This window comes from Providencia heimbachae ATCC 35613 (assembly GCF_001655055.1).
Taxonomy (GTDB): Bacteria; Pseudomonadota; Gammaproteobacteria; order Enterobacterales; family Enterobacteriaceae; genus Providencia; species Providencia heimbachae.
Genome location: NZ_LXEW01000032.1, coordinates 1 through 18998, shown reverse-complemented (window position 1 = coordinate 18998; position 18998 = coordinate 1). Strand labels below are relative to the sequence as shown.

The 18998-nt window shown below is 39.6% G+C and carries 19 protein-coding genes and 1 pseudogene; 15 read left to right on the top strand and 5 right to left on the bottom strand.

Annotated features, from left to right (window positions below):
* Positions 1-10: 10 nt before the first annotated feature.
* From M998_RS11045 to M998_RS11020, 7 genes are all read left to right on the top strand, one after another.
* Positions 11-901, top strand: a complete 891-nt coding sequence (locus tag M998_RS11045) for an SPOR domain-containing protein (RefSeq protein ID WP_068438986.1) — start codon at positions 11-13, stop codon at positions 899-901.
* A gap of 81 nt (positions 902-982) precedes the next feature.
* Positions 983-1885, top strand: coding sequence for an adenine-specific DNA-methyltransferase (dam, locus tag M998_RS11040; RefSeq protein ID WP_068438987.1), 903 nt, complete (start codon positions 983-985; stop codon positions 1883-1885).
* Between the two features lie 15 nt (positions 1886-1900).
* Positions 1901-2575 (top strand): ribulose-phosphate 3-epimerase, encoded by a 675-nt coding sequence (gene rpe, locus M998_RS11035; protein ID WP_068908861.1) that lies wholly within the window; start codon positions 1901-1903, stop codon positions 2573-2575.
* Positions 2572-3261 (top strand): phosphoglycolate phosphatase, encoded by a 690-nt coding sequence (locus tag M998_RS11030; RefSeq protein WP_068908859.1) that lies wholly within the window; start codon positions 2572-2574, stop codon positions 3259-3261. The genes rpe and M998_RS11030 overlap by 4 nt, the downstream gene beginning before the upstream one ends.
* 143 nt (positions 3262-3404) lie before the next feature.
* On the top strand, positions 3405-4448 hold the full coding sequence (trpS, locus tag M998_RS11025; protein WP_068908857.1) for a tryptophan--tRNA ligase: 1044 nt from the start codon (positions 3405-3407) through the stop codon (positions 4446-4448).
* Positions 4449-4651: 203 nt separating this feature from the next.
* Positions 4652-4876, top strand: a complete 225-nt coding sequence (locus M998_RS19315; RefSeq protein ID WP_074379438.1) for a hypothetical protein — start codon at positions 4652-4654, stop codon at positions 4874-4876.
* A gap of 40 nt (positions 4877-4916) precedes the next feature.
* On the top strand, positions 4917-5489 hold the full coding sequence (locus tag M998_RS11020; protein WP_068908855.1) for a class I SAM-dependent methyltransferase: 573 nt from the start codon (positions 4917-4919) through the stop codon (positions 5487-5489).
* Between the two features lie 170 nt (positions 5490-5659).
* Here the strand turns inward: M998_RS11020 and M998_RS11015 are convergent, their stop codons facing one another.
* Complete coding sequence (locus tag M998_RS11015; RefSeq protein ID WP_068908854.1) at positions 5660-6337, bottom strand: hydrolase; 678 nt, start codon at positions 6335-6337, stop codon at positions 5660-5662.
* Positions 6338-6603: 266 nt separating this feature from the next.
* Between M998_RS11015 and M998_RS11010 the strand changes: the two genes are divergently transcribed.
* The gene (locus M998_RS11010) at positions 6604-7479 is read left to right on the top strand and encodes a pirin family protein (RefSeq protein ID WP_068908852.1); all 876 of its coding nucleotides are present in this window, start codon (positions 6604-6606) and stop codon (positions 7477-7479) included.
* 36 nt (positions 7480-7515) lie between these two features.
* Here the strand turns inward: M998_RS11010 and M998_RS11005 are convergent, their stop codons facing one another.
* From M998_RS11005 to sodA, 3 genes are all read right to left on the bottom strand, one after another.
* Positions 7516-8421: a LysR substrate-binding domain-containing protein gene (locus tag M998_RS11005; RefSeq protein WP_068438998.1), complete on the bottom strand. Its 906-nt coding sequence runs from the start codon at positions 8419-8421 to the stop codon at positions 7516-7518.
* A 128-nt stretch (positions 8422-8549) separates the two neighbouring features.
* Positions 8550-9230, bottom strand: a complete 681-nt coding sequence (yiiM, locus tag M998_RS11000) for a 6-hydroxyaminopurine reductase (RefSeq protein WP_068908850.1) — start codon at positions 9228-9230, stop codon at positions 8550-8552.
* Between the two features lie 167 nt (positions 9231-9397).
* Positions 9398-10024: a superoxide dismutase [Mn] gene (sodA, locus tag M998_RS10995; protein ID WP_068439002.1), complete on the bottom strand. Its 627-nt coding sequence runs from the start codon at positions 10022-10024 to the stop codon at positions 9398-9400.
* A 436-nt stretch (positions 10025-10460) separates the two neighbouring features.
* Here sodA and acs point away from each other — a divergent pair, with 436 nt between their 5' ends.
* The 7 genes and pseudogenes from acs to M998_RS10960 all read left to right on the top strand — a co-directional run bounded on the left by acs (position 10461) and on the right by M998_RS10960 (position 17716).
* Complete coding sequence (gene acs, locus M998_RS10990) at positions 10461-12416, top strand: acetate--CoA ligase (protein WP_068439004.1); 1956 nt, start codon at positions 10461-10463, stop codon at positions 12414-12416.
* A 174-nt stretch (positions 12417-12590) separates the two neighbouring features.
* Complete coding sequence (locus M998_RS10985; RefSeq protein ID WP_068439006.1) at positions 12591-12902, top strand: DUF485 domain-containing protein; 312 nt, start codon at positions 12591-12593, stop codon at positions 12900-12902.
* Positions 12899-14548 carry a cation/acetate symporter ActP gene (gene actP / locus M998_RS10980; protein WP_068439008.1) on the top strand — a complete coding sequence of 550 codons (1650 nt, stop codon included), beginning with the start codon at positions 12899-12901 and terminating at the stop codon, positions 14546-14548. The genes M998_RS10985 and actP overlap by 4 nt, the downstream gene beginning before the upstream one ends.
* A 118-nt stretch (positions 14549-14666) precedes the next feature.
* Entirely contained in the window at positions 14667-15239 is a 573-nt protein-coding gene (locus M998_RS10975) for an RraA family protein (RefSeq protein WP_068908848.1), read from the top strand.
* 21 nt (positions 15240-15260) lie between these two features.
* The gene (locus M998_RS10970; protein WP_068439012.1) at positions 15261-15788 is read left to right on the top strand and encodes a prephenate dehydratase domain-containing protein; all 528 of its coding nucleotides are present in this window, start codon (positions 15261-15263) and stop codon (positions 15786-15788) included.
* Positions 15789-15876: 88 nt separating this feature from the next.
* The gene (locus M998_RS10965) at positions 15877-16275 is read left to right on the top strand and encodes a cupin domain-containing protein (RefSeq protein WP_068439015.1); all 399 of its coding nucleotides are present in this window, start codon (positions 15877-15879) and stop codon (positions 16273-16275) included.
* A 43-nt stretch (positions 16276-16318) separates the two neighbouring features.
* A pseudogene (locus tag M998_RS10960) lies at positions 16319-17716 on the top strand (3-deoxy-7-phosphoheptulonate synthase class II).
* A 115-nt stretch (positions 17717-17831) separates the two neighbouring features.
* Here the strand turns inward: M998_RS10960 and M998_RS10955 are convergent.
* Complete coding sequence (locus M998_RS10955) at positions 17832-18260, bottom strand: hypothetical protein (protein ID WP_068908846.1); 429 nt, start codon at positions 18258-18260, stop codon at positions 17832-17834.
* Between the last annotated feature and the right edge of the window lie 738 nt (positions 18261-18998).

Genomic DNA, 18998 nt, shown 5'->3' with positions numbered 1-18998 from the left:
GGAGAGGAAAATGGACGAATTTAAACCAGATAATCAGCCTCAAGTACAAAATGATTTAAGGCCTGATACATCAGATAGACCAACAGGGCGTTCTCGCCAACCAGCAACGACAAAGCCAAAAATAGCACTATCACGCCAGCACATCATGATTGGTGTCGGTGTTCTTGTTTTATTGCTATTAATCATTGCGATCAGTTCAGCCCTAAAAGCACCAACAGAACATGAGAAGTTACAATCTGATAGCTCAAATGAGCGTAATATTGATTTATCGAACTCCTCATCGTTGACGAACACTCAAGGTCAAGCTCAAGAACTTACAGGTACACAAATTACGCCTACCCCAACACAGGGTAACTTGCCACCACAGCAAACCGGCCTTGGTGAACGAATTGAGATCCCTGGTGATGTTGCTGATGCCCTTAATCAAGGCCAAATGCCAACTCAAGGCATAACGACACCACAAAATGTCACACCACTGACACCACCGGCGATAAAACCCGCTGAACAGCAACCTGTGACCACTCCTGTCACACCCGAAAGAACACCACCTAAAGCGGTTGAACCTAAAGCGCCAGTTCAAACCAAACAGCCTGCAAAATCAACCACAGCAAGCAGTAGCCAAAGTGGAAGCTCAGCGGCTGCGCCTTCAGGTAGCTACACACTGCAATTGAGTAGTGCTAGTCGCTCTGACACACTAGAAGCTTTTGCCAAAGAAAACAAACTGGCAAATTATAAAGTCTATAAAACTATTCGTAATGGCCAAACTTGGTATGTGCTCATTCACGGAAACTATAGCTCAGTAACTGACGCAAAAAATGCGATAGCCACTTTACCCACCTCTGTTCAAGCAAAAAAACCGTGGGTGAGAAACATGAAACAAGTTAAACAGGATCAAAAATAACAACGTTTTCCCCCGGGCGCATTATGTTGTCCTGACAGAGTATAAAGTTGTTACTCTAAACGATTGTAATTATAAGACGGCATGAAAAAAAAACGCGCTTTTTTAAAATGGGCTGGGGGTAAGTACCCACTTGTGGAAGAAATCAAAAAACATCTTCCACAAGGTGATTGCTTAATCGAGCCCTTTGTTGGTGCAGGGTCAGTGTTTTTAAACACCAGTTATGATTCTTACATACTGGCTGACATTAATAGTGACCTCATCAATCTCTACAATACAGTTAAATATCGCACTGATTCTTTTATCGAAGAAGCACAGCAGATCTTCACACCCGAATTTAATACCTCAGAACAGTATTATCAGATGCGTGAAGAATTTAACAAATCGACAGATACAAAAAGGCGTAGTGTCCTTTTTTTGTATCTTAATCGTCACTGCTATAATGGATTATGTCGTTATAATTCACGCGGTGAATTTAACGTTCCTTTCGGTCGTTATAAAAAACCTTACTTCCCTAAAGATGAATTATTGTGGTTTGCCGAAAAATCGCAAAAAGCCACATTTCTGACGCAGCATTACAATGAAACGCTGCTCAATGCAAAAGAAGGGTCCGTTATTTACTGCGATCCCCCTTATGCGCCTTTATCAGAGACCGCAAATTTCACGGCATATCATACCAATTCATTTAATGCCGTAGAGCAACAAAATTTGGCTTTATTAGCTAACCAGTTGTCATCTGTGGGCAAAATACCCGTTCTGATCTCAAATCATGATACCCCTCTGACTCGACAGTGGTATCATCAAGCTCAGTTGCATATCGTCAAAGTACGTAGAACCATTAGTAGAAACATATTAAACCGCACTAAGGTCAATGAGTTACTGGCTTTATATGCGAGAGCACCTAATAGCCTTTCTCCTAGTAATGCTGAAAACATCAATACTCCAAGCCTTGAACCTAGCGCGAAACGGCTCTCAGATAACGATTAATAATCGGAGACAATTATGAAAGATTTTCTCATTGCCCCATCTATTTTATCTGCTGACTTTGCTCGTTTAGGCGAAGACACCGCAAAAGTACTCGCTGCCGGCGCGGATACCGTTCACTTTGATGTGATGGATAACCATTATGTTCCAAATCTAACGTTTGGAGCGCCTATCTGCAAAGCCTTACGTAATTACGGTATCACAGCACCTATTGATGTTCACTTGATGGTAAAACCGGTTGACCGGATCATTCCTGATTTTGCGAAAGCAGGTGCAAGCCATATTAGCTTTCACCCAGAAGCAAGTGAACATATCGATAGAACTCTGCAATTGATCAGAGAGCAAGGTTGTACCGCAGGGCTGGTATTTAACCCTGCAACGCCTTTGAGCTACCTTGAATATGTGATGGATAAAGTTGATATGATCTTACTCATGTCAGTCAATCCAGGTTTTGGTGGCCAATCGTTTATTCCTCAAACACTCAATAAATTGCGCCAAGTCCGTAAATTGATTGATGAAAGTGGCTATGATATTCGCTTACAAGTCGATGGTGGTGTCAAAGTTAACAATATTGCTGAAATCGCGGCTGCAGGCGCGGATACTTTTGTTGCAGGTTCTGCAATCTTCGATCAGCCTGACTACAAAACGGTCATCGATGAAATGCGCAAAGAACTGAAAAAGGTATCTCAATGACACAAGTGGTTTTAGAGAATATCAAAGCAATCGCTTTTGATTTAGACGGCACACTTGTCGACAGTGCGAGTGGTTTAGCCGAAGCCATAGACAACATGCTGAAGGAACTCGGCTTTTCACCTGCGGGTAAAGAGCTTATTTCCGTTTGGGTTGGTAATGGTGGTGATATTCTCGTTGATCGAGCGCTAAAATGGGCTGGGGCAGCAATAACACCTGAATTGCAAAAATTAGCTCGGGAAAGTTTTGCTCAGCATTATGCCGTTTCCGTAATGACAGGCAGCCAATTGTTCCCTGAAGTCAAAGAAACCCTCGACATACTGGCAAAAAGCGACCTTCCTCTTGCTATCGTCACCAATAAACCTACACCATTTATTGCCCCTCTTCTAAAGGAATTAGGCATAGATAAGTACTTTTCACTGGTACTCGGTGGTAACGATGTTAAAGCATTAAAACCACATCCCGCCCCACTTTACTTAGTGATGGGGCAATTTGGTTTACGCAAAGAAGAATTGCTGTTTGTCGGTGATTCTCGTAATGATATTATTGCTGCGCAGAGTGCGGGATGTCCATGTGTTGGCCTGACCTACGGCTATAACTACGGTGAATCAATTGCTCTTAGTGAACCTGATTGTGTATTAACACACTTCTCAGAACTGTTGCCAACGATCGGTTTATACTCCAAATAATTCAATTTGCTTGTAGGCGCAGAAACGATAGCCGATAAGCATAGGTAAGCTCTACAACTCGGGAAGCTGAGCGAATGGAGCATCCAAGCAAATTGAAGGACTAAAGGTATACCTGAAATAAAATAAGAAAGGACATTATAGAAATGAGTACTCCCACTGAAAAATCAAAGTCATCCCAAAAACCTATCGTATTCAGCGGCGCACAGCCTTCCGGTGAATTAACCATCGGTAACTATATGGGTGCATTGCGTCAGTGGGTACAAATGCAAGATGATTATGATTGCATTTATTGTATCGTAGACCAGCACGCGATTACCGTTCGCCAAGACCCTAATGAACTGCGTAAACGCACTCTCGATACACTAGCGCTCTATCTCGCTTGTGGCATTGACCCGAAAAAAAGCACTATTTTTGTTCAATCTCATGTCCCACAACATGCGCAACTTAGCTGGGCACTGAACTGCTACACCTATTTCGGTGAATTAAGCCGTATGACGCAGTTTAAGGACAAGTCAGCACGTCACGCAGAAAATATCAATGCAGGGCTATTTGATTATCCTGTTTTAATGGCAGCAGACATCCTAATTTATCAAACAAATCAAGTGCCTGTTGGTATTGACCAAAAACAACACCTTGAATTGAGTCGTGATATTGCCCAGCGCTTCAATGCTATTTATGGTGATATTTTCACCGTACCAGATCCATTTATCCCAACGGGTGGCGGTGCACGCGTTATGGCTCTGCAAGACCCAACTAAAAAAATGTCAAAGTCAGATGATAACCGCAATAACGTCATTGCTTTATTGGAAGATCCGAAAGCCGCAGCGAAGAAGATCAAACGGGCCATGACTGACTCGGAAGAGCCACCTCGCGTTCGTTATGATATTGAAAATAAAGCAGGTGTCTCTAACTTGCTTGATATCCTCGCGGGTGTGACAGGCAAAAAAATCGACGAATTGGAAGCCGAGTTTGAAGGTCAAATGTACGGTCACCTAAAAGGTGCGGTTGCAGATGCCGTTTCAAGTATGCTCACCACGCTACAAGTGCGCTACCAGGGATTCCGTAACGATGAAGCGCTACTGAACCAAATCATGGATGAAGGCGCAACCAAAGCCGCTGCTCGCGCTCAAGAAACCCTTGATAAGGTCTATGAGGCTATCGGTTTTGTAAAACGCCCTCAGCTATAATTAATCTGAAAAAATGATAAAACGGGGAAATAACTTCCCCGTTTTTTTATGCCTCTTATTCCGCAACGCTCACCTTCTTTCTACTTATTTTATATTACGTAAACATTGTAATTAATTGTAATCGCATGCATTAATCATTGCGTCTAGAGTTAACTTTAGGGTTTATACTTACTGTGAGCTAGATAAATAACGGAGGGTTACTTATGTCATTTCTCAGTCGATTATTTGGAACAGGTAAAAATTTACGCCATTCAAAGTCTGGTCGTTCATCTAAACATGGTCAATCATCAGGTCATGGAGATAAGCAATATAGTGATGACAGAATTGACAAGCTGTACCGTAATATCCTGCAATGTCGACAATGTCGTACGATAATAAAATCAGAAGATAAGTTCTGTAATGAATGCGGCCTTCCCACTTCTGGGTAAATAAAAATATTCATCCAGCCCCTTTAAGAGGTTTAATTATATGAAAAAATTTTTATTTAATTCGCTCAATCCATATACGCTCTACATGAAAAATTTTATTGCATCCCCAACTAAAATGGGCACCATCATGCCCTCATCCTATTGGTTATGTGATGCAATCCTTAATAATATTGATTGGGAACATGATATTCATATTGCAGAAATCGGCGCTGGAGATGGTGTTATCACTAAGCATATTTTGCAGAAAGGCACATTTGAGACATCATTAAATGTTTATGAAATAAATGATGATTTTATTGAATTACTACAAAAAATTGATGACCGACGAATAGTTATTAATCATCGTTCAGCAGAACATCTTTCTGGTGAATATCATGCCATTATTTCAGGTATTCCATTTCGTTCCTTAGATAAAAAAACAAGTATGAAAATACTCAAAAAAGTCAGAGAATGCTTAACTCAAAAAAAAGGTGTTTTTGTATTATTTCAGTATACACAAAGCTGCGAACCCATGTTTGAACGTTATTTCAACTTTACCAAACAGCGTGTATACCGCAATTTTCCACCCGCTTGGGTTTATACTTGCCAACCAAAATCGTTACCCTTAATTTAAAATATATATTTACTTATCAAAATAGGGAAGCCAATAAAGGTAATACGAGCTTTTTCATTCTGTTTTTCCTAAAAATCATTTTATTAAAACTCGCTTTACCTCAAAATACCTACAGCTTGAAATAGAGCGAGTCGTTTTAATTCGTAAGTTCGTTATGAGTCGATAACGTATTATTTCTGTGAATCTAGCTGCTCATTGTTTTTCAACACCTCTTGTGCCTTGCTATAGCTCTCAATAAGCAGCTGATAAGCAGGGAAAATTTGCGTATACGCTTGAGCCCATTCACCCGCATCTTCACGGTTCCACGTTTTTTGTAATTCAGAGGCAACTGCCGCAGTATCCATCGGTACAACACCCGCTTGGACAACACGCGCTAAGGTAATTTCTTGCGCCATTTTGCTGTAAGTACCTGAAGCATCAATCACAACAAAAACTTGGTAACCATCAGCAACCGCACTAATCGCAGGAAAAGCCATACAAACGCTGGTAATTGTTCCAGCAATAATAAGCTGTTTTTTACCTGTCGCTTTTACCGCAGCAACAAATTCAGGGTTATCCCAAGCATTAATTTCACCACGGCGACCAATATATTGAGCATGTGGTGCATTTTGATGAATTTCAGGAATCAATGGGCCATTGGGTCCTTGAGGCACAGAAGCCGTCGTGATGACTGGGATATTGGCAAGTGACGCCATTTTGGCAAGCACAGAGGCTCTAGCACGAAGTTCCGTCATTGGCATATCACCAACGGTTTGGAATAAACCACTTTGGTGGTCTATCAATAACATGACAGCATCATCTGGATTAATAACTGGGCGTTGACCATTAAAATTTGCGGGAATACTCATGATAAAACCTCTCTAGCAATAAAATGATGAAATCTATTTAAGTTAGAAAATAGAACACTGACTGGCTCTTTTTCATGCTATTTAGATTAATACATCACTTTTACACTGAGTAGTCCGAGTTTTGATAAACACCGTTCTATAAATAGAATAATGCTATCACCCCATATTGTCCTATTATTGAAACAATGAAATCTATTTTTGCCACTACTCCAGCACGTTTTACTCCTTTATTATTTATCCATCAAAACAGAATTAGGAGTAAGACCATGAAAAAGATCATCGGTATCTACAAATCCCCTCGTAGTCATTGGGTCGGCGATGGTTTCCCAGTTCGTTCAATGTTTACCTACAGTAACCATGGGAAATACTTAAATCCCTTTATCTTACTTGATAGAGCGGGACCATTTGACTTCCCAAGCTCCAGTGCAGAAAACAGAGGGGTTGGTGAGCACCCACACAGAGGCTTTGAAACCGTCACTATCGTCTACGATGGCGAAGTTGCACACCATGATTCAACTGGAAAAGGGGGCGTTATCGGCCCCGGTGATGTGCAATGGATGACGGCAGCATCTGGAATTTTACACCAAGAGTATCAGTCAGATGATTTTATGAAAAATGGCGGTACTCTTGATATGGTTCAATTGTGGGTTAACTTGCCGGCGAAGGATAAATCAGCGGATCCCGGCTATCAATTACTGCAAAGTCATGGGATACCAAAAATCACTTTACCTAATGAAGCAGGTACATTACGTGTTATTGCAGGTGACTACTTAGGTAACAAGGGTGCTGCACGTACCTTTACATCACTGGATGTTTGGGATCTTCAACTCAATAAAGGTAAAACCGTTGGATTGCAAACCAAACCTGGTCGTCATGTAGGTTTAGTCATGCTACGCGGGTCGCTATTTGTTGATGGACGAGCCAGTTTGAATGAGGGTGAACTGATGATCCTCGATAACAGTGATAGCAATATCATACTGGAAGCGACGGAAGATACATTGGTGCTATTTTTAAGTGGCGAACCTATCGATGAGCCAGTTGTGGGTTACGGCCCATTTGTTATGAATAGCGACCAAGAAATTATTGAAGCTGTTAATGATTTTAATAGCGGTAAATTTGGCCGGATTCCAGAAGACCACTAACTTATATTCCCCAGTTCAAAACAACTGGGGAATATTTTATTTCACCGCTGGAGAGATATTATCCGCAAGATAGTTTAATAATAACTGTACTGCTGGCAGTAATCCCTTACGCGATGGATACACTGCATGAATAATATCTTCAGCAAACCTCCACTCAGGTAAAACCTCAACCAACTCACCCGTGTTCAATTCATTTTCAACAACACCATAAGGTAGCCTAGCAATACCAATCCCCTTTAATGCAGCGCGATAAAGCGTCATAACATCTGTGGTTGCCAGTTTTGGCGTAAAGTGTTGGGTAAAACTCAACTCCTCACTATTTTTCAGTGTCAGACTATAGCTTTGCGAATGCTCAGTATTCGCAAGCATGGGGTAATCCACCAGCATTTCAGGCTCTTCAATAACACCTTTATCCTTAAATAACAAAGGGCTAGCTACTAATATTCTGCGTGAATATCCAAGGACTTTCATCATCAATCCTGAATCATCCAATGGCAATGAACGTACCCGTAATGCTAAATCTAGCCCCTCACTAATCACATCAACAGGGCGATTTACCGCTAAAATTTGAATATCAATATCTGGATATTGCACCATAAAATCGATAAGTAGATCATTGAGATAAACCTGTAATAAAGCGACAGGGCATGACAATTTGATAGTGCCTTTAGGATGAGACTGTACCGAGCAAATTAACTCATGGGCAATTTCTGCCTCATCAATGACATTTTTACACTGCTGATAAAATACTTGCCCGATATCCGTTACATGAAATTGACGTGTTGAACGATAAATAAGTGACACTTTCAGTTTTTGTTCTAAATCAGCAACGCGTCGACTTAATTTTGATTTTGGGATGCCAAGTGCGAGGCCCGCTTGTGAAAAACCGCCATGTTCCACTACTTTTACATAATAATAGAGGTCATTTAAATCATATTGCATATTGTATTTATCCACTGACTAGCGAAATAAACTCAATTTCTATGAAGATTTTTGTATTTATCGCGCATTATGGCCTCTCGGCTATATTCTTGTACCAACAGCTTACTCAGCGTGGTATCTCGAATGCATTAGCCTCGTCGGCCAAATAAACGATGAGAAAACTCTTCAATACGATGATTATCCAATCGATTTTGCATCGTTAAGCTCCAACTTGCAGACAAACCCGCCGCAGACAAAAGGCGTTGATACAGTTCTTCATCATAAGGGGCATGAAAGGCAATCATTATTGCCTCTTTTACAGAAACATCGCTATTGCGGCTCAATAATTGAATTGGCGTATCTACACTGACGGTGCCTGTTTTAATAATGCGATACAACCAGCCACAGCGCCCCGTTTCTTGCATCACTTGGGCAAAATTTTCAATACCCGTTAATCCATTGAGCTTATAGCAAGGGGAACGCGGTTGAGTTACTTGAATACGCGCATCACCCCATGCAAAAATATCACCGATAAACACATTTTCTTCCGTCATATTTTGGGTCGAAATGTTTTCACCAAAGGCCGAAGGCATAAATAAATCATCCAATTCTGGATAGGCATTTAGCCAAAAAGAGTAATGCTCTCGTGGATATTGGCAAAGCGCCCTATCAGGACCGCCATGAAAACGTTTCTCAGCCTGTTCATCACCCTCAAGGCCTAATTGACCTAATGTCAGTAAACCATCAGCCTCACGCTTATGGATAGCACTTTGACCACAATGAGATGTTGCTTGGACTTTACCGATAAAAACTTGGGGATGAATTTTCATGACTTAACTTCCTATTCCTACAAGGCGAGTACGAAAGAACTTTCATCATAAAGAATGGAGTTAGAGATAACAATGATCTGTAAGGATATATCTTTTGGCTGATAAACAAAAAACGCGGCCTAATATTAGCCGCGTTTATTTACAAATTTTGAGTAATTATGTTTGAATTACTTTGTTTTTTCTGCAAAACGTGTTGCAGCTTCATCCCAGTTTACCACTGACCAGAAAGCTTTAATGTAGTCTGGGCGACGGTTTTGGAATTTCAGGTAATATGCGTGTTCCCATACATCAAGACCGATAATTGGGTAACCAGAAGTACCTGAAATGGCTTCACCCATTAATGGGTTATCTTGGTTTGCGGTTGAAACAACGGCTAATTTACCATCATCTTTCAGTACCAGCCACGCCCAACCAGAACCGAAACGAGTCGCAGCTGCTTTCTCGAATAATTCTTTAAATGCATCAACGCTACCGAAATCGCGCTCAATCGCTGCTTTCAGCTCACCTTTAAGTTCTGTATTCAGCTTCAAGCCTTTCCAGAACATGCTGTGGTTTGAATGACCACCCGCATTGTTACGTACAAAAGTACGTTGATCCGCTGGGATTTGATCTAGCTTTTGAATCAATACATCGATATCTAGACCGGCGAGTTCCGGTAATTTTTCTAACGCTGTATTTGTATTAGTCACATAAGTTTGATGGTGCTTAGTGTGGTGGATTTCCATCGTTTGCTTATCAAAATGAGGTTCCAGTGCATCATAAGCATAAGGTAAAGCAGGTAATGTATAACTCATATTATTGTCTCCAGTGACTTGAATTATTTTAGGTACATACCACGACGTTACTTATATCAACACAAGGTTCATGGGTATGTACTCGCCCCTTGTGAATAACTATCACCTTGTGAATAACTACCATTATAGTTATTTTACTGTTAATGAAAATCATTATCAAACCCACAAAAATATAGTGGTCTTTCTCATCCGCTATTAGAGTTAGTTTATTCAGTAACTAATACCAATTTTAATCCCTTTTGTTTTTCTTTAATTTTGCCAATTTCTATATTTTTAGTTTTTTATATCAATCCAGCAATTAGCATCAAATGATAATCCTGCAAATCTCGTTGCAATTAATACGTGATCTTCCGCGCAAAAGAAAAACAAATTTATATTTCCTGCTTTAGTTAACCATTTTTTGACATAGTATTAACATCTGCAAGGAGATAAGAATATGACTCAAATAACAAAACATCCGGTTCCTGCTGAAATTGCAAAAAATGCCCTGATAAACGAACAACAGTACAACGATGAGTACCAACGCTCGATTCAAGACCCTGAAGGATTTTGGGGCGAAAAAGGAAAAATCGTTAATTGGATAAAACCGTATACCCGTGTCAAGAATACTTCTTTCGACCCCGGGCATATCGATATCCGTTGGTTTGAAGATGGCACTTTAAATTTAAGTGCAAACTGCTTGGATCGTCATCTGGCTGAAAAAGGCGACCAAACAGCAATCATTTGGGAAGGTGATGATCCCTCATCATCAAAACATGTCACTTACCGCGAACTGCATCATGATGTTTGCCAGTTTGCTAACGTATTAAAAAAACAAGGTATCCGTAAAGGCGATGTTATCGCTATTTACATGCCAATGGTAGTTGAAGCCGCCGTTGCAATGCTAGCTTGTGCTCGTATCGGTGCAATTCACACGGTTATTTTTGCTGGCTTCTCCCCTGAAGCGGTATCCGGCCGTGTTATTGACTGTAAAGCTAAGCTCATTATCACATCAGATGAAGGGTTACGTGCTGGCCGCGCCATTCCGTTGAAAAAGAATGTTGATGATGCACTGAAAAATCCACAAGTCACATCAGTATCCAATGTCATTGTTTATCGTCGCACAGGTAATGCGCCTAGCTGGGTTGAAGGCCGTGATCTCTGGTGGCATGACGTTATTGAAGGGGTGAGTGCCGACTGCCCGCCGGAAGAGATAAACGCAGAAGATCCGCTATTTATCCTCTATACCTCTGGCTCAACAGGCAAACCTAAAGGGGTTCTTCATACCACTGGTGGCTACCTTGTTTATGCAACCTTAACCTTTAAATATACCTTCGATTACCATCCAGAAGAAGTTTACTGGTGTACTGCCGATGTTGGCTGGGTAACGGGTCATAGTTACCTGTTATATGGCCCATTATCGAATGGTGCAAAAACCTTAATGTTTGAAGGTGTACCAAACTATCCTTCAGTCAATCGTATGAGCCAAATTGTTGATAAACATCAAGTCAATATCCTGTATACCGCACCAACCGCTATTCGAGCCTTAATGGCTGAAGGCGATAAGGCGATTGAAGGAACTGACCGCAGCTCACTGCGCATTCTGGGTTCTGTCGGTGAACCAATCAACCCTGAAGCATGGGAGTGGTTCTATAAAAAGATTGGTAATAGTCGCTGCCCTGTCGTTGATACATGGTGGCAAACTGAAACAGGTGGATTCATGATAACCCCACTTCCGGGTGCTACCATGTTAAAACCAGGCTCAGCAACCTTACCTTTCTTCGGAGTACGTCCTGCACTTGTCGATAATCTGGGTGAGCCACTAGAAGGCGCAACCGACGGGAACTTAGTCATTATTGATTCGTGGCCAGGTCAAGCTCGTACTCTATTTGGTGACCATGAGCGTTTTGAACAAACGTACTTCTCAACCTTTAAAGGTATGTACTTTAGTGGTGATGGTGCGCGTCGTGATGAAGATGGTTATTTCTGGATAACAGGCCGTGTTGATGACGTATTGAATATTTCAGGGCACCGTTTAGGAACCGCTGAAATTGAATCGGCACTTGTCTCACATCCTAAAGTTGCAGAAGCTGCGGTAGTTGGAATCCCTCATAATATCAAAGGGCAAGCAATCTACGCTTATGTCACTTTGATATCTGGGGTAGAGCCTACTCCTGAGCTTTATACCGACGTTCGTAATTGGGTACGTAAAGAAATTGGCCCAATCGCAACGCCAGATGTTCTACATTGGACAGATTCTTTGCCAAAAACTCGCTCTGGTAAAATCATGCGCCGGATCCTACGTAAAATTGCATCAGGAGACACCAGTAACTTTGGAGATACTTCCACTTTGGCCGATCCAGGTGTTGTCGAAAAACTACTCGAAGAAAAACAATCGATGAGTATGTCATAGCTTAAAGGGTCGCCCTTGTGGCGACCTTCATATAAATACTCAGTATCATTCAAATGCAGTAAACGGTAAGTGAAATACCCTGATGAATTTTGTCGGGTAGTTAAGCGCAGCCCAATCAACTGTATTTTTAAGAAAAAGAGTATACCAATACTACAATAACAGAGGAGAACTCTGATGGATGCTACTGCTTATAAAAAGGTAGAGGATAACCCTCGCTTTAAAGAATTGGTCAGAAAACGTAGTCGCTTTTCATGGTTATTATCTGCAATAACATTAATTCTGTATGTTGGTTTTATCTTTCTCATCGCTTTTGACCCCAGTTGGCTAGGAACGCCAATCTCAGAAGGCTCATATATCACACGGGGGATCCCTGTTGGTGTTGGGCTAATTGTTATTTCGTTTGTTTTGACTGGGCTCTATGTTATTCGAGCAAACAGTGAATATGACCGTTTAACCGCAGAAATATTACAAGAGGTAGAAAAATGAAAGCCTTACTCTCCATCATTCTCTTTTTTACCTCCACACTCGCATTCTCTGATGCGCTAACGGGAGATGTTGAACGTCAACCCGTTAATATTGAAGCTATTGTTATGTTCCTATTGTTCGTAGGTTTTACACTTTATATAACCTATTGGGCATCTAAAAGAACTCGCTCTCGTTCTGACTACTATACGGCTGGCGGAAAAATTACCGGCTTTCAAAATGGGATGGCAATCGCAGGTGACTTTATGTCTGCGGCATCATTCCTCGGTATTTCTGCGCTTGTTTATACCTCGGGTTATGACGGTTTAATCTACTCCATCGGTTTCTTAATCGGTTGGCCAATTATTTTATTCCTCATTGCCGAACGCTTACGTAACCTTGGTCGCTATACTTTTGCAGATGTAGCATCTTATCGATTAAAGCAACGCCCTATTCGCATACTTTCTGCTGTGGGTTCATTGGTAGTTGTTGCACTATATCTCATCGCTCAAATGGTTGGCGCCGGTAAACTTATCGAGCTCCTATTTGGTTTGAATTACCATGTTGCCGTGGTTATTGTCGGTTGTTTAATGGTTCTTTATGTTTTGTTTGGCGGTATGCTCGCCACAACATGGGTACAAATCATCAAAGCAATCCTCTTGCTTGCTGGTGCAACATTCATGGCAGTTATGGTCATGAAACATGTTGGCTTTAACTTCAATACCCTGTTCAAGGAAGCCGTCGAAGTTCATAAAAATGGCATGTCCATCATGAGCCCAGGAGGACTTGTTTCTGATCCCATATCAGCACTATCACTTGGTTTAGCACTGATGTTTGGTACTGCGGGTTTACCTCATATAATCATGCGCTTCTTCACGGTAAGTGATGCAAAAGAAGCACGTAAGAGTGTATTTTATGCAACTGGCTTTATTGGTTACTTCTATATATTAACCTTTATTATTGGCTTCGGTGCCATCGTTCTAGTCAGTGCTAATCCAGCCTTTAAAGATGCAGCCGGCGCCTTAATTGGTGGAACAAATATGGCAGCAGTACATCTTGCTGATGCTGTAGGTGGTAAATTCTTCTTAGGCTTTATTTCTGCCGTTGCATTTGCCACGATATTGGCGGTAGTTGCAGGATTAACCCTTGCAGGTGCTTCCGCGGTGTCTCATGACCTTTACGCAATGGCAATGAAAAATGGTCAAGCAAATGAAAAAGATGAGTTGAGAGTTTCTAAAATTACAGTGGTTATTTTAGGCTTTGTTGCGATAGGCCTTGGTATTTTGTTTGAGAAACAAAATATTGCCTTCATGGTCGGCTTAGCATTCTCCATCGCGGCAAGTTGTAACTTCCCTATAATTTTGCTTTCAATGTACTGGCGTAAGCTGACGACTCGCGGTGCACTTGCTGGAGGTTGGTTAGGCTTGCTAACCGCGGTTATCTTAATGATCTTAGGACCAACTATTTGGGTTGGCATCCTTCATCATGATAAACCTATTTATCCATACGAATACCCTGCCTTATTTTCGATGGCAGTCGCCTTTTTAGCCTCATGGTTTTTCTCTATCACTGATAATTCAGAGCAAGGGAAAATGGAAAGAGAGCGCTTTAAAGAGCAATTTGTTCGTTCTCAAATCGGTTTAGGTATTGAGCAAGGTAAATCTCACTAATTTTCTCTTAGTCTCGCGACAAAAACGACTCAATGAGTCGTTTTTTTTGCATTAAATAACACATTGATTTTCATTATTTAATTAAACAATAGGCGAATAGTTACATTGATTTATTATTATGAATATAGATAATTATTATACAGTGGGCCAAGCTTATACCGTTCAATGGAAATTGGTCAAAAAAGGAAAAAGTATTATTGATAAGCAACCATCAACATGGGAACAAGTTAGTCAATTCCTCGTGCCTGAATTAAAAACAGCAGAGGGATTAATCTATGTGGCTGGTGCAGGTGATTTAATTAAGCACGCAGCCTTAGCTGGAGGAATGAGCTGTACCTATTTCCAAAAGCTAGGGTTTAATGCCATTATCTTAGGTGGTGCAGTCAGAGATATTAATGAACTTAAGGAATTAGATATCCCTGTTATTGCAAGTAACATCATACCCTCAGATACGCAAGGTGCTTACTGTGTAAGTGAAACCGGCACACACTGCCGAATTGAAGATAATATTATTCATACCGGAGATTTAATTATCTCTGACCCAAATGGAACTGTTGTTATTCCATTTAATTTAATAGATCAAGTTATTGATGCAGCAATACTGATTAGTAGAACCGAAAATACAATGCTAGAAAAAATAAAGTCAGGACAACGATTGCCCGAGCTAATAAATGAAACAGGACGAATATAGTTTATATGAGGTAATAATATTATGTTTACCATCCATACATTAGGCCCTAAAGATACTAATTGTGAAAAAGCAGCCCATTACTGGTTAGAACAGAAAAAATTACATGGTGATATTATATTACATGAGACACTTGAAGCGGCTGTAGAAAAAATAAAAGGTGATAACAATTGTATTTTACTTGGTTGTATTGTTTATCCCTATTTACATAACATTGTTTTTAAAAATTTAAATTTATTAAAACTAACAGATTGCTTTGTTATGGATACACATAATATGTTATTTGCGAGTCGATTTACTGATTTAAAAAAAATAAATAAAGTGGGCTCTCATCCTGCACCTAAGGATTTAATATCTCAAGTTAATAACTTAAATTTAAATATAGAATCAATTTTATTTAATTCAAATAGTGAATCTGCATTACAGTGTGCAAACGGAACTGTTGACGCCTGTATTACAACATTGAAAGCCGCAAATAATAATGGTTTAACTATCTTACATGACTTCGGCCCTGTACCGATGGGTTTTTCTATTCATACAAAAATCAATTAATTATTAATCTATATCCAAACTAATTCAATCCGCAGGTAGACAATTACCTGCAATATGAAGAATCCCGGATATACTACAAGGACACAATATGAGCCTCTATTTATCAAATGAAATGATCTCCTACGATATGGATTTAAATCGTAGCGAAGGTGAAGATAGTAAAATACAAGCAAAGTTTATTCACGGCACTGGTTTTACTATCGCTTTTTGGACATTTAAAACAGGTGCAATTATTCCTGAACATGTTCATGAACATGAAACCGCAACAACTATCTTAACCGGTTCTTTAAGACTAACCGTAGACGGTAGAACAGTCTTTTTACATGCGGGCGATTCTTTTATTATTCCCTCTTGGGCAACCCATGATGCCGAAGCACTTGAGCCATCAAAAGTTATTGATGTCTATACCCCTGTCAGAGAAGACTATCTAGCAAGACAAAATGGTTCTATTGAAACTTACCTGAATACATCTCAAGATAAAGCCTAAGCCTTTGTTGTCATATCTCTAGTTTTATTGTTAAGGAGTGAATATGTTGCATTCTTACGATTATGACGTTATTACCGGAAAGCATGATTATATTCCCAATAAAGGCGATATTTCCTTCACCAATAACGGCAGCAAAACATCATGGAGCCCTTCATCATGGAAGGGGTTCCCTATTGAGAAAAACCCAGTATATCCCGACCAATGTGCTTTAGATTACTTTCAGACACGATTAAAGAACCACCCGCCTTTGGTACTAGCTTCTGAAATAAGAAGCTTCAAAAAGACATTAAGCTTGGCAACAAATGGAAAAGCTTTTATCTTACAAGGCGGAGATTGTGCTGAATCTTTTGATAATTGCAAATCAACAGTGATCCGTGATCTAATTTATACTTTCAACCAAATGTCAGGGTTAATACATCAATCCACCAAGCTCCCCATCATACAAATAGGTCGCATAGCAGGACAATATGCGAAACCACGCAGTAGCCCCTTTGAAACAAAAGAAGGTATAGAGCTACCAAGCTATCGAGGAGAGATTATTAATGGGCTGGATTTCACGGAAAAAAGCCGTACCCCTGACCCCCAACGGATGCTTAATGCATATCACTACTCATCAGCTACGATGAATTTAATCAGAGCAATAAATTCCTCAGAACACCCTGAATATCAGTATAAGTTAAATATAAAAGTGTACCCAGGTTCAACAGAGTAGCCACACTATATCTCTTTTCTGGAGAGCTTATATAAAACTGTTGGTTATCTTTCCAATAAAGAAAACTTGGCAAAGCCGATGTATATCAGCCATGAAGCATTACTCCTACCCTATGAAGAAGCAATGACCAGACAAGATTCAAGTGACCATAAGTGGTATAACTGCTCAGCGCACATGGTTTGGGTTGGCGAGCGTACACGAAATATCGATCAGGCACATATAGAATATCTTAGGGGTATAGAAAACCCAATAGGCATCAAATGTGGTCCAAAGATGACCGGTGACTTACTAATCAAATTGATTAGTAAGTTAAATCCAAACCAAGAATTAGGAAAAATTATTCTTATTGTCAGAATGGGTATTGATGTTATTAAAGAAAAACTACCCATGTTACTAGAAGCTGTCAAATATCACGGTTCACCCGTTATTTGGATGATCGACCCAATGCACGGTAATACAAAAAGTGCGAGTAATGGGTATAAAACAAGATATTTTTCAGACGTCTATAATGAGGTTATTCAATTTCTCGACATACTGAAAGCATCAAAAGTACACCCGGGAGGGATCCATCTTGAAATGACGGGTCAAGATGTCACTGAATGTACTGGTGGGCTTCAAGAGATCAATGCAAACGATATCCCCCATAAATATCAAACATTGTGTGATCCTCGACTCAATAGAATGCAATCTTTAGAACTTGCTTACCTCTTTGGAAAGAATTGGCAATGATAAAGCGCAGTCACTATCGCAGTGTTAATTATTAAATAAAACAAATCCCCGGCTTATATAAGAACGGGGATTTTTAGTATTCACAACACTCAGTAGTCCTCAACACAAACTCTCTTTACTTTGAATAGTATTGCCGTTCAACCTCGACCCAGTCATTAACTAAAGTAAAGAAATTTTGGGGATCAACTTGCCTTTCTTCCTGTAATTTTTGATATTCACTTTTATTTTTAGGTGTATAACGGGACAGTAACTGATTTAAAACAGGCCCTTTTTCAGCGAATCGAGAAGAAATATTGAATTTTTTATATAAAATAACTGTCACTAATCCACTTAAGGCTAGCATACCTGCAGCTGCACCGAAGCTATAATCGATTGAAAGAAAGTGTCTTGCCGTATTTAGCAAAAGAAAGGGAATAAAAAACATCATTAACAGTGACAAAATGATTGCACCATCCTGGCCATTATTGAATTCATTTTCTTTTTGTTTGTTTACAGACAAAATTTGGTCAAAAAGTTGATTATTCGCACTTTTTATTTTTTTCATTTTATCCACCTCTGATAAATAATTTTAACAAGCAATACAAATGGTTAATTATATAAAGCTTGTTCTAACCTAGCTTGTTACTTAGCTTATAACGGGTAAGATCTTTCCTTGAAAATTGAGATTAATTAAGTAAACCTTAGCGATAATGCTATCATTTTATTTAAAATAATTACTTATTGCATAGTATAAACCCATGAAAATGAAACATCAATTTAACAATTTTGACCTATTTTAATTCACTTATGCTTAATTTCATTAACACTAACAAGTAACCATATCATTATTATTTATCTGTAAAATAGATAGATACTTCATTATCTATTGATATTTATAGTGTTAATGTTTTTTCATTCATATTTTATTAAATATAATTATTTTTAAACCATCAGTTTTACGTTCAGAAGCATGCCTAAATAATAAAATAATTTCACTTAATCATTATTAATATTAATAGATAGTCAGTGTAATCAAAATTTCTTCAACTAATTAAATCAATACGAGTTGCAGCTAGGCGAAAATGCAGATAGTCAGAAAGAATAGATAAATTCTGTAGATGAGTGTCGTATAACCCTATAGCGAGATCCCCTGACGAGAAAGCGGTGTCTTTAATCAAGGTGATAAGACAATAAAATAGACGGTTTGGTAAGAATAAAAAAAGGGAGGTCTGCTGTATTGCGTATTGGCAAGGCCCTATCCGTGAAGTCGGCGGTTAATCGCGAGAGCAAATGGTAAAAGAGG

What these genes read in the sequence shown, in the direction of transcription:
- rpe (WP_068908861.1), top strand. Translation starts at nt 1,901, where the DNA reads ATGAAAGATTTTCTCATTGCCCCATCTATTTTATCTGCTGACTTTGCT.
- M998_RS11015 (WP_068908854.1), bottom strand. Translation starts at nt 6,337, where the DNA reads ATGAGTATTCCCGCAAATTTTAATGGTCAACGCCCAGTTATTAATCCA.
- acs (WP_068439004.1), top strand. Translation starts at nt 10,461, where the DNA reads ATGACTCAAATAACAAAACATCCGGTTCCTGCTGAAATTGCAAAAAAT.
- dam (WP_068438987.1), top strand. Translation starts at nt 983, where the DNA reads ATGAAAAAAAAACGCGCTTTTTTAAAATGGGCTGGGGGTAAGTACCCA.
- M998_RS11045 (WP_068438986.1), top strand. Translation starts at nt 11, where the DNA reads ATGGACGAATTTAAACCAGATAATCAGCCTCAAGTACAAAATGATTTA.
- M998_RS10970 (WP_068439012.1), top strand. Translation starts at nt 15,261, where the DNA reads ATGTTTACCATCCATACATTAGGCCCTAAAGATACTAATTGTGAAAAA.
- M998_RS11005 (WP_068438998.1), bottom strand. Translation starts at nt 8,421, where the DNA reads ATGCAATATGATTTAAATGACCTCTATTATTATGTAAAAGTAGTGGAA.
- M998_RS11010 (WP_068908852.1), top strand. Translation starts at nt 6,604, where the DNA reads ATGAAAAAGATCATCGGTATCTACAAATCCCCTCGTAGTCATTGGGTC.
- M998_RS19315 (WP_074379438.1), top strand. Translation starts at nt 4,652, where the DNA reads ATGTCATTTCTCAGTCGATTATTTGGAACAGGTAAAAATTTACGCCAT.
- actP (WP_068439008.1), top strand. Translation starts at nt 12,899, where the DNA reads ATGAAAGCCTTACTCTCCATCATTCTCTTTTTTACCTCCACACTCGCA.
- yiiM (WP_068908850.1), bottom strand. Translation starts at nt 9,230, where the DNA reads ATGAAAATTCATCCCCAAGTTTTTATCGGTAAAGTCCAAGCAACATCT.
- M998_RS10975 (WP_068908848.1), top strand. Translation starts at nt 14,667, where the DNA reads ATGAATATAGATAATTATTATACAGTGGGCCAAGCTTATACCGTTCAA.
- sodA (WP_068439002.1), bottom strand. Translation starts at nt 10,024, where the DNA reads ATGAGTTATACATTACCTGCTTTACCTTATGCTTATGATGCACTGGAA.
- M998_RS11020 (WP_068908855.1), top strand. Translation starts at nt 4,917, where the DNA reads ATGAAAAAATTTTTATTTAATTCGCTCAATCCATATACGCTCTACATG.
- M998_RS10985 (WP_068439006.1), top strand. Translation starts at nt 12,591, where the DNA reads ATGGATGCTACTGCTTATAAAAAGGTAGAGGATAACCCTCGCTTTAAA.
- M998_RS11030 (WP_068908859.1), top strand. Translation starts at nt 2,572, where the DNA reads ATGACACAAGTGGTTTTAGAGAATATCAAAGCAATCGCTTTTGATTTA.
- trpS (WP_068908857.1), top strand. Translation starts at nt 3,405, where the DNA reads ATGAGTACTCCCACTGAAAAATCAAAGTCATCCCAAAAACCTATCGTA.
- M998_RS10965 (WP_068439015.1), top strand. Translation starts at nt 15,877, where the DNA reads ATGAGCCTCTATTTATCAAATGAAATGATCTCCTACGATATGGATTTA.
- M998_RS10955 (WP_068908846.1), bottom strand. Translation starts at nt 18,260, where the DNA reads ATGAAAAAAATAAAAAGTGCGAATAATCAACTTTTTGACCAAATTTTG.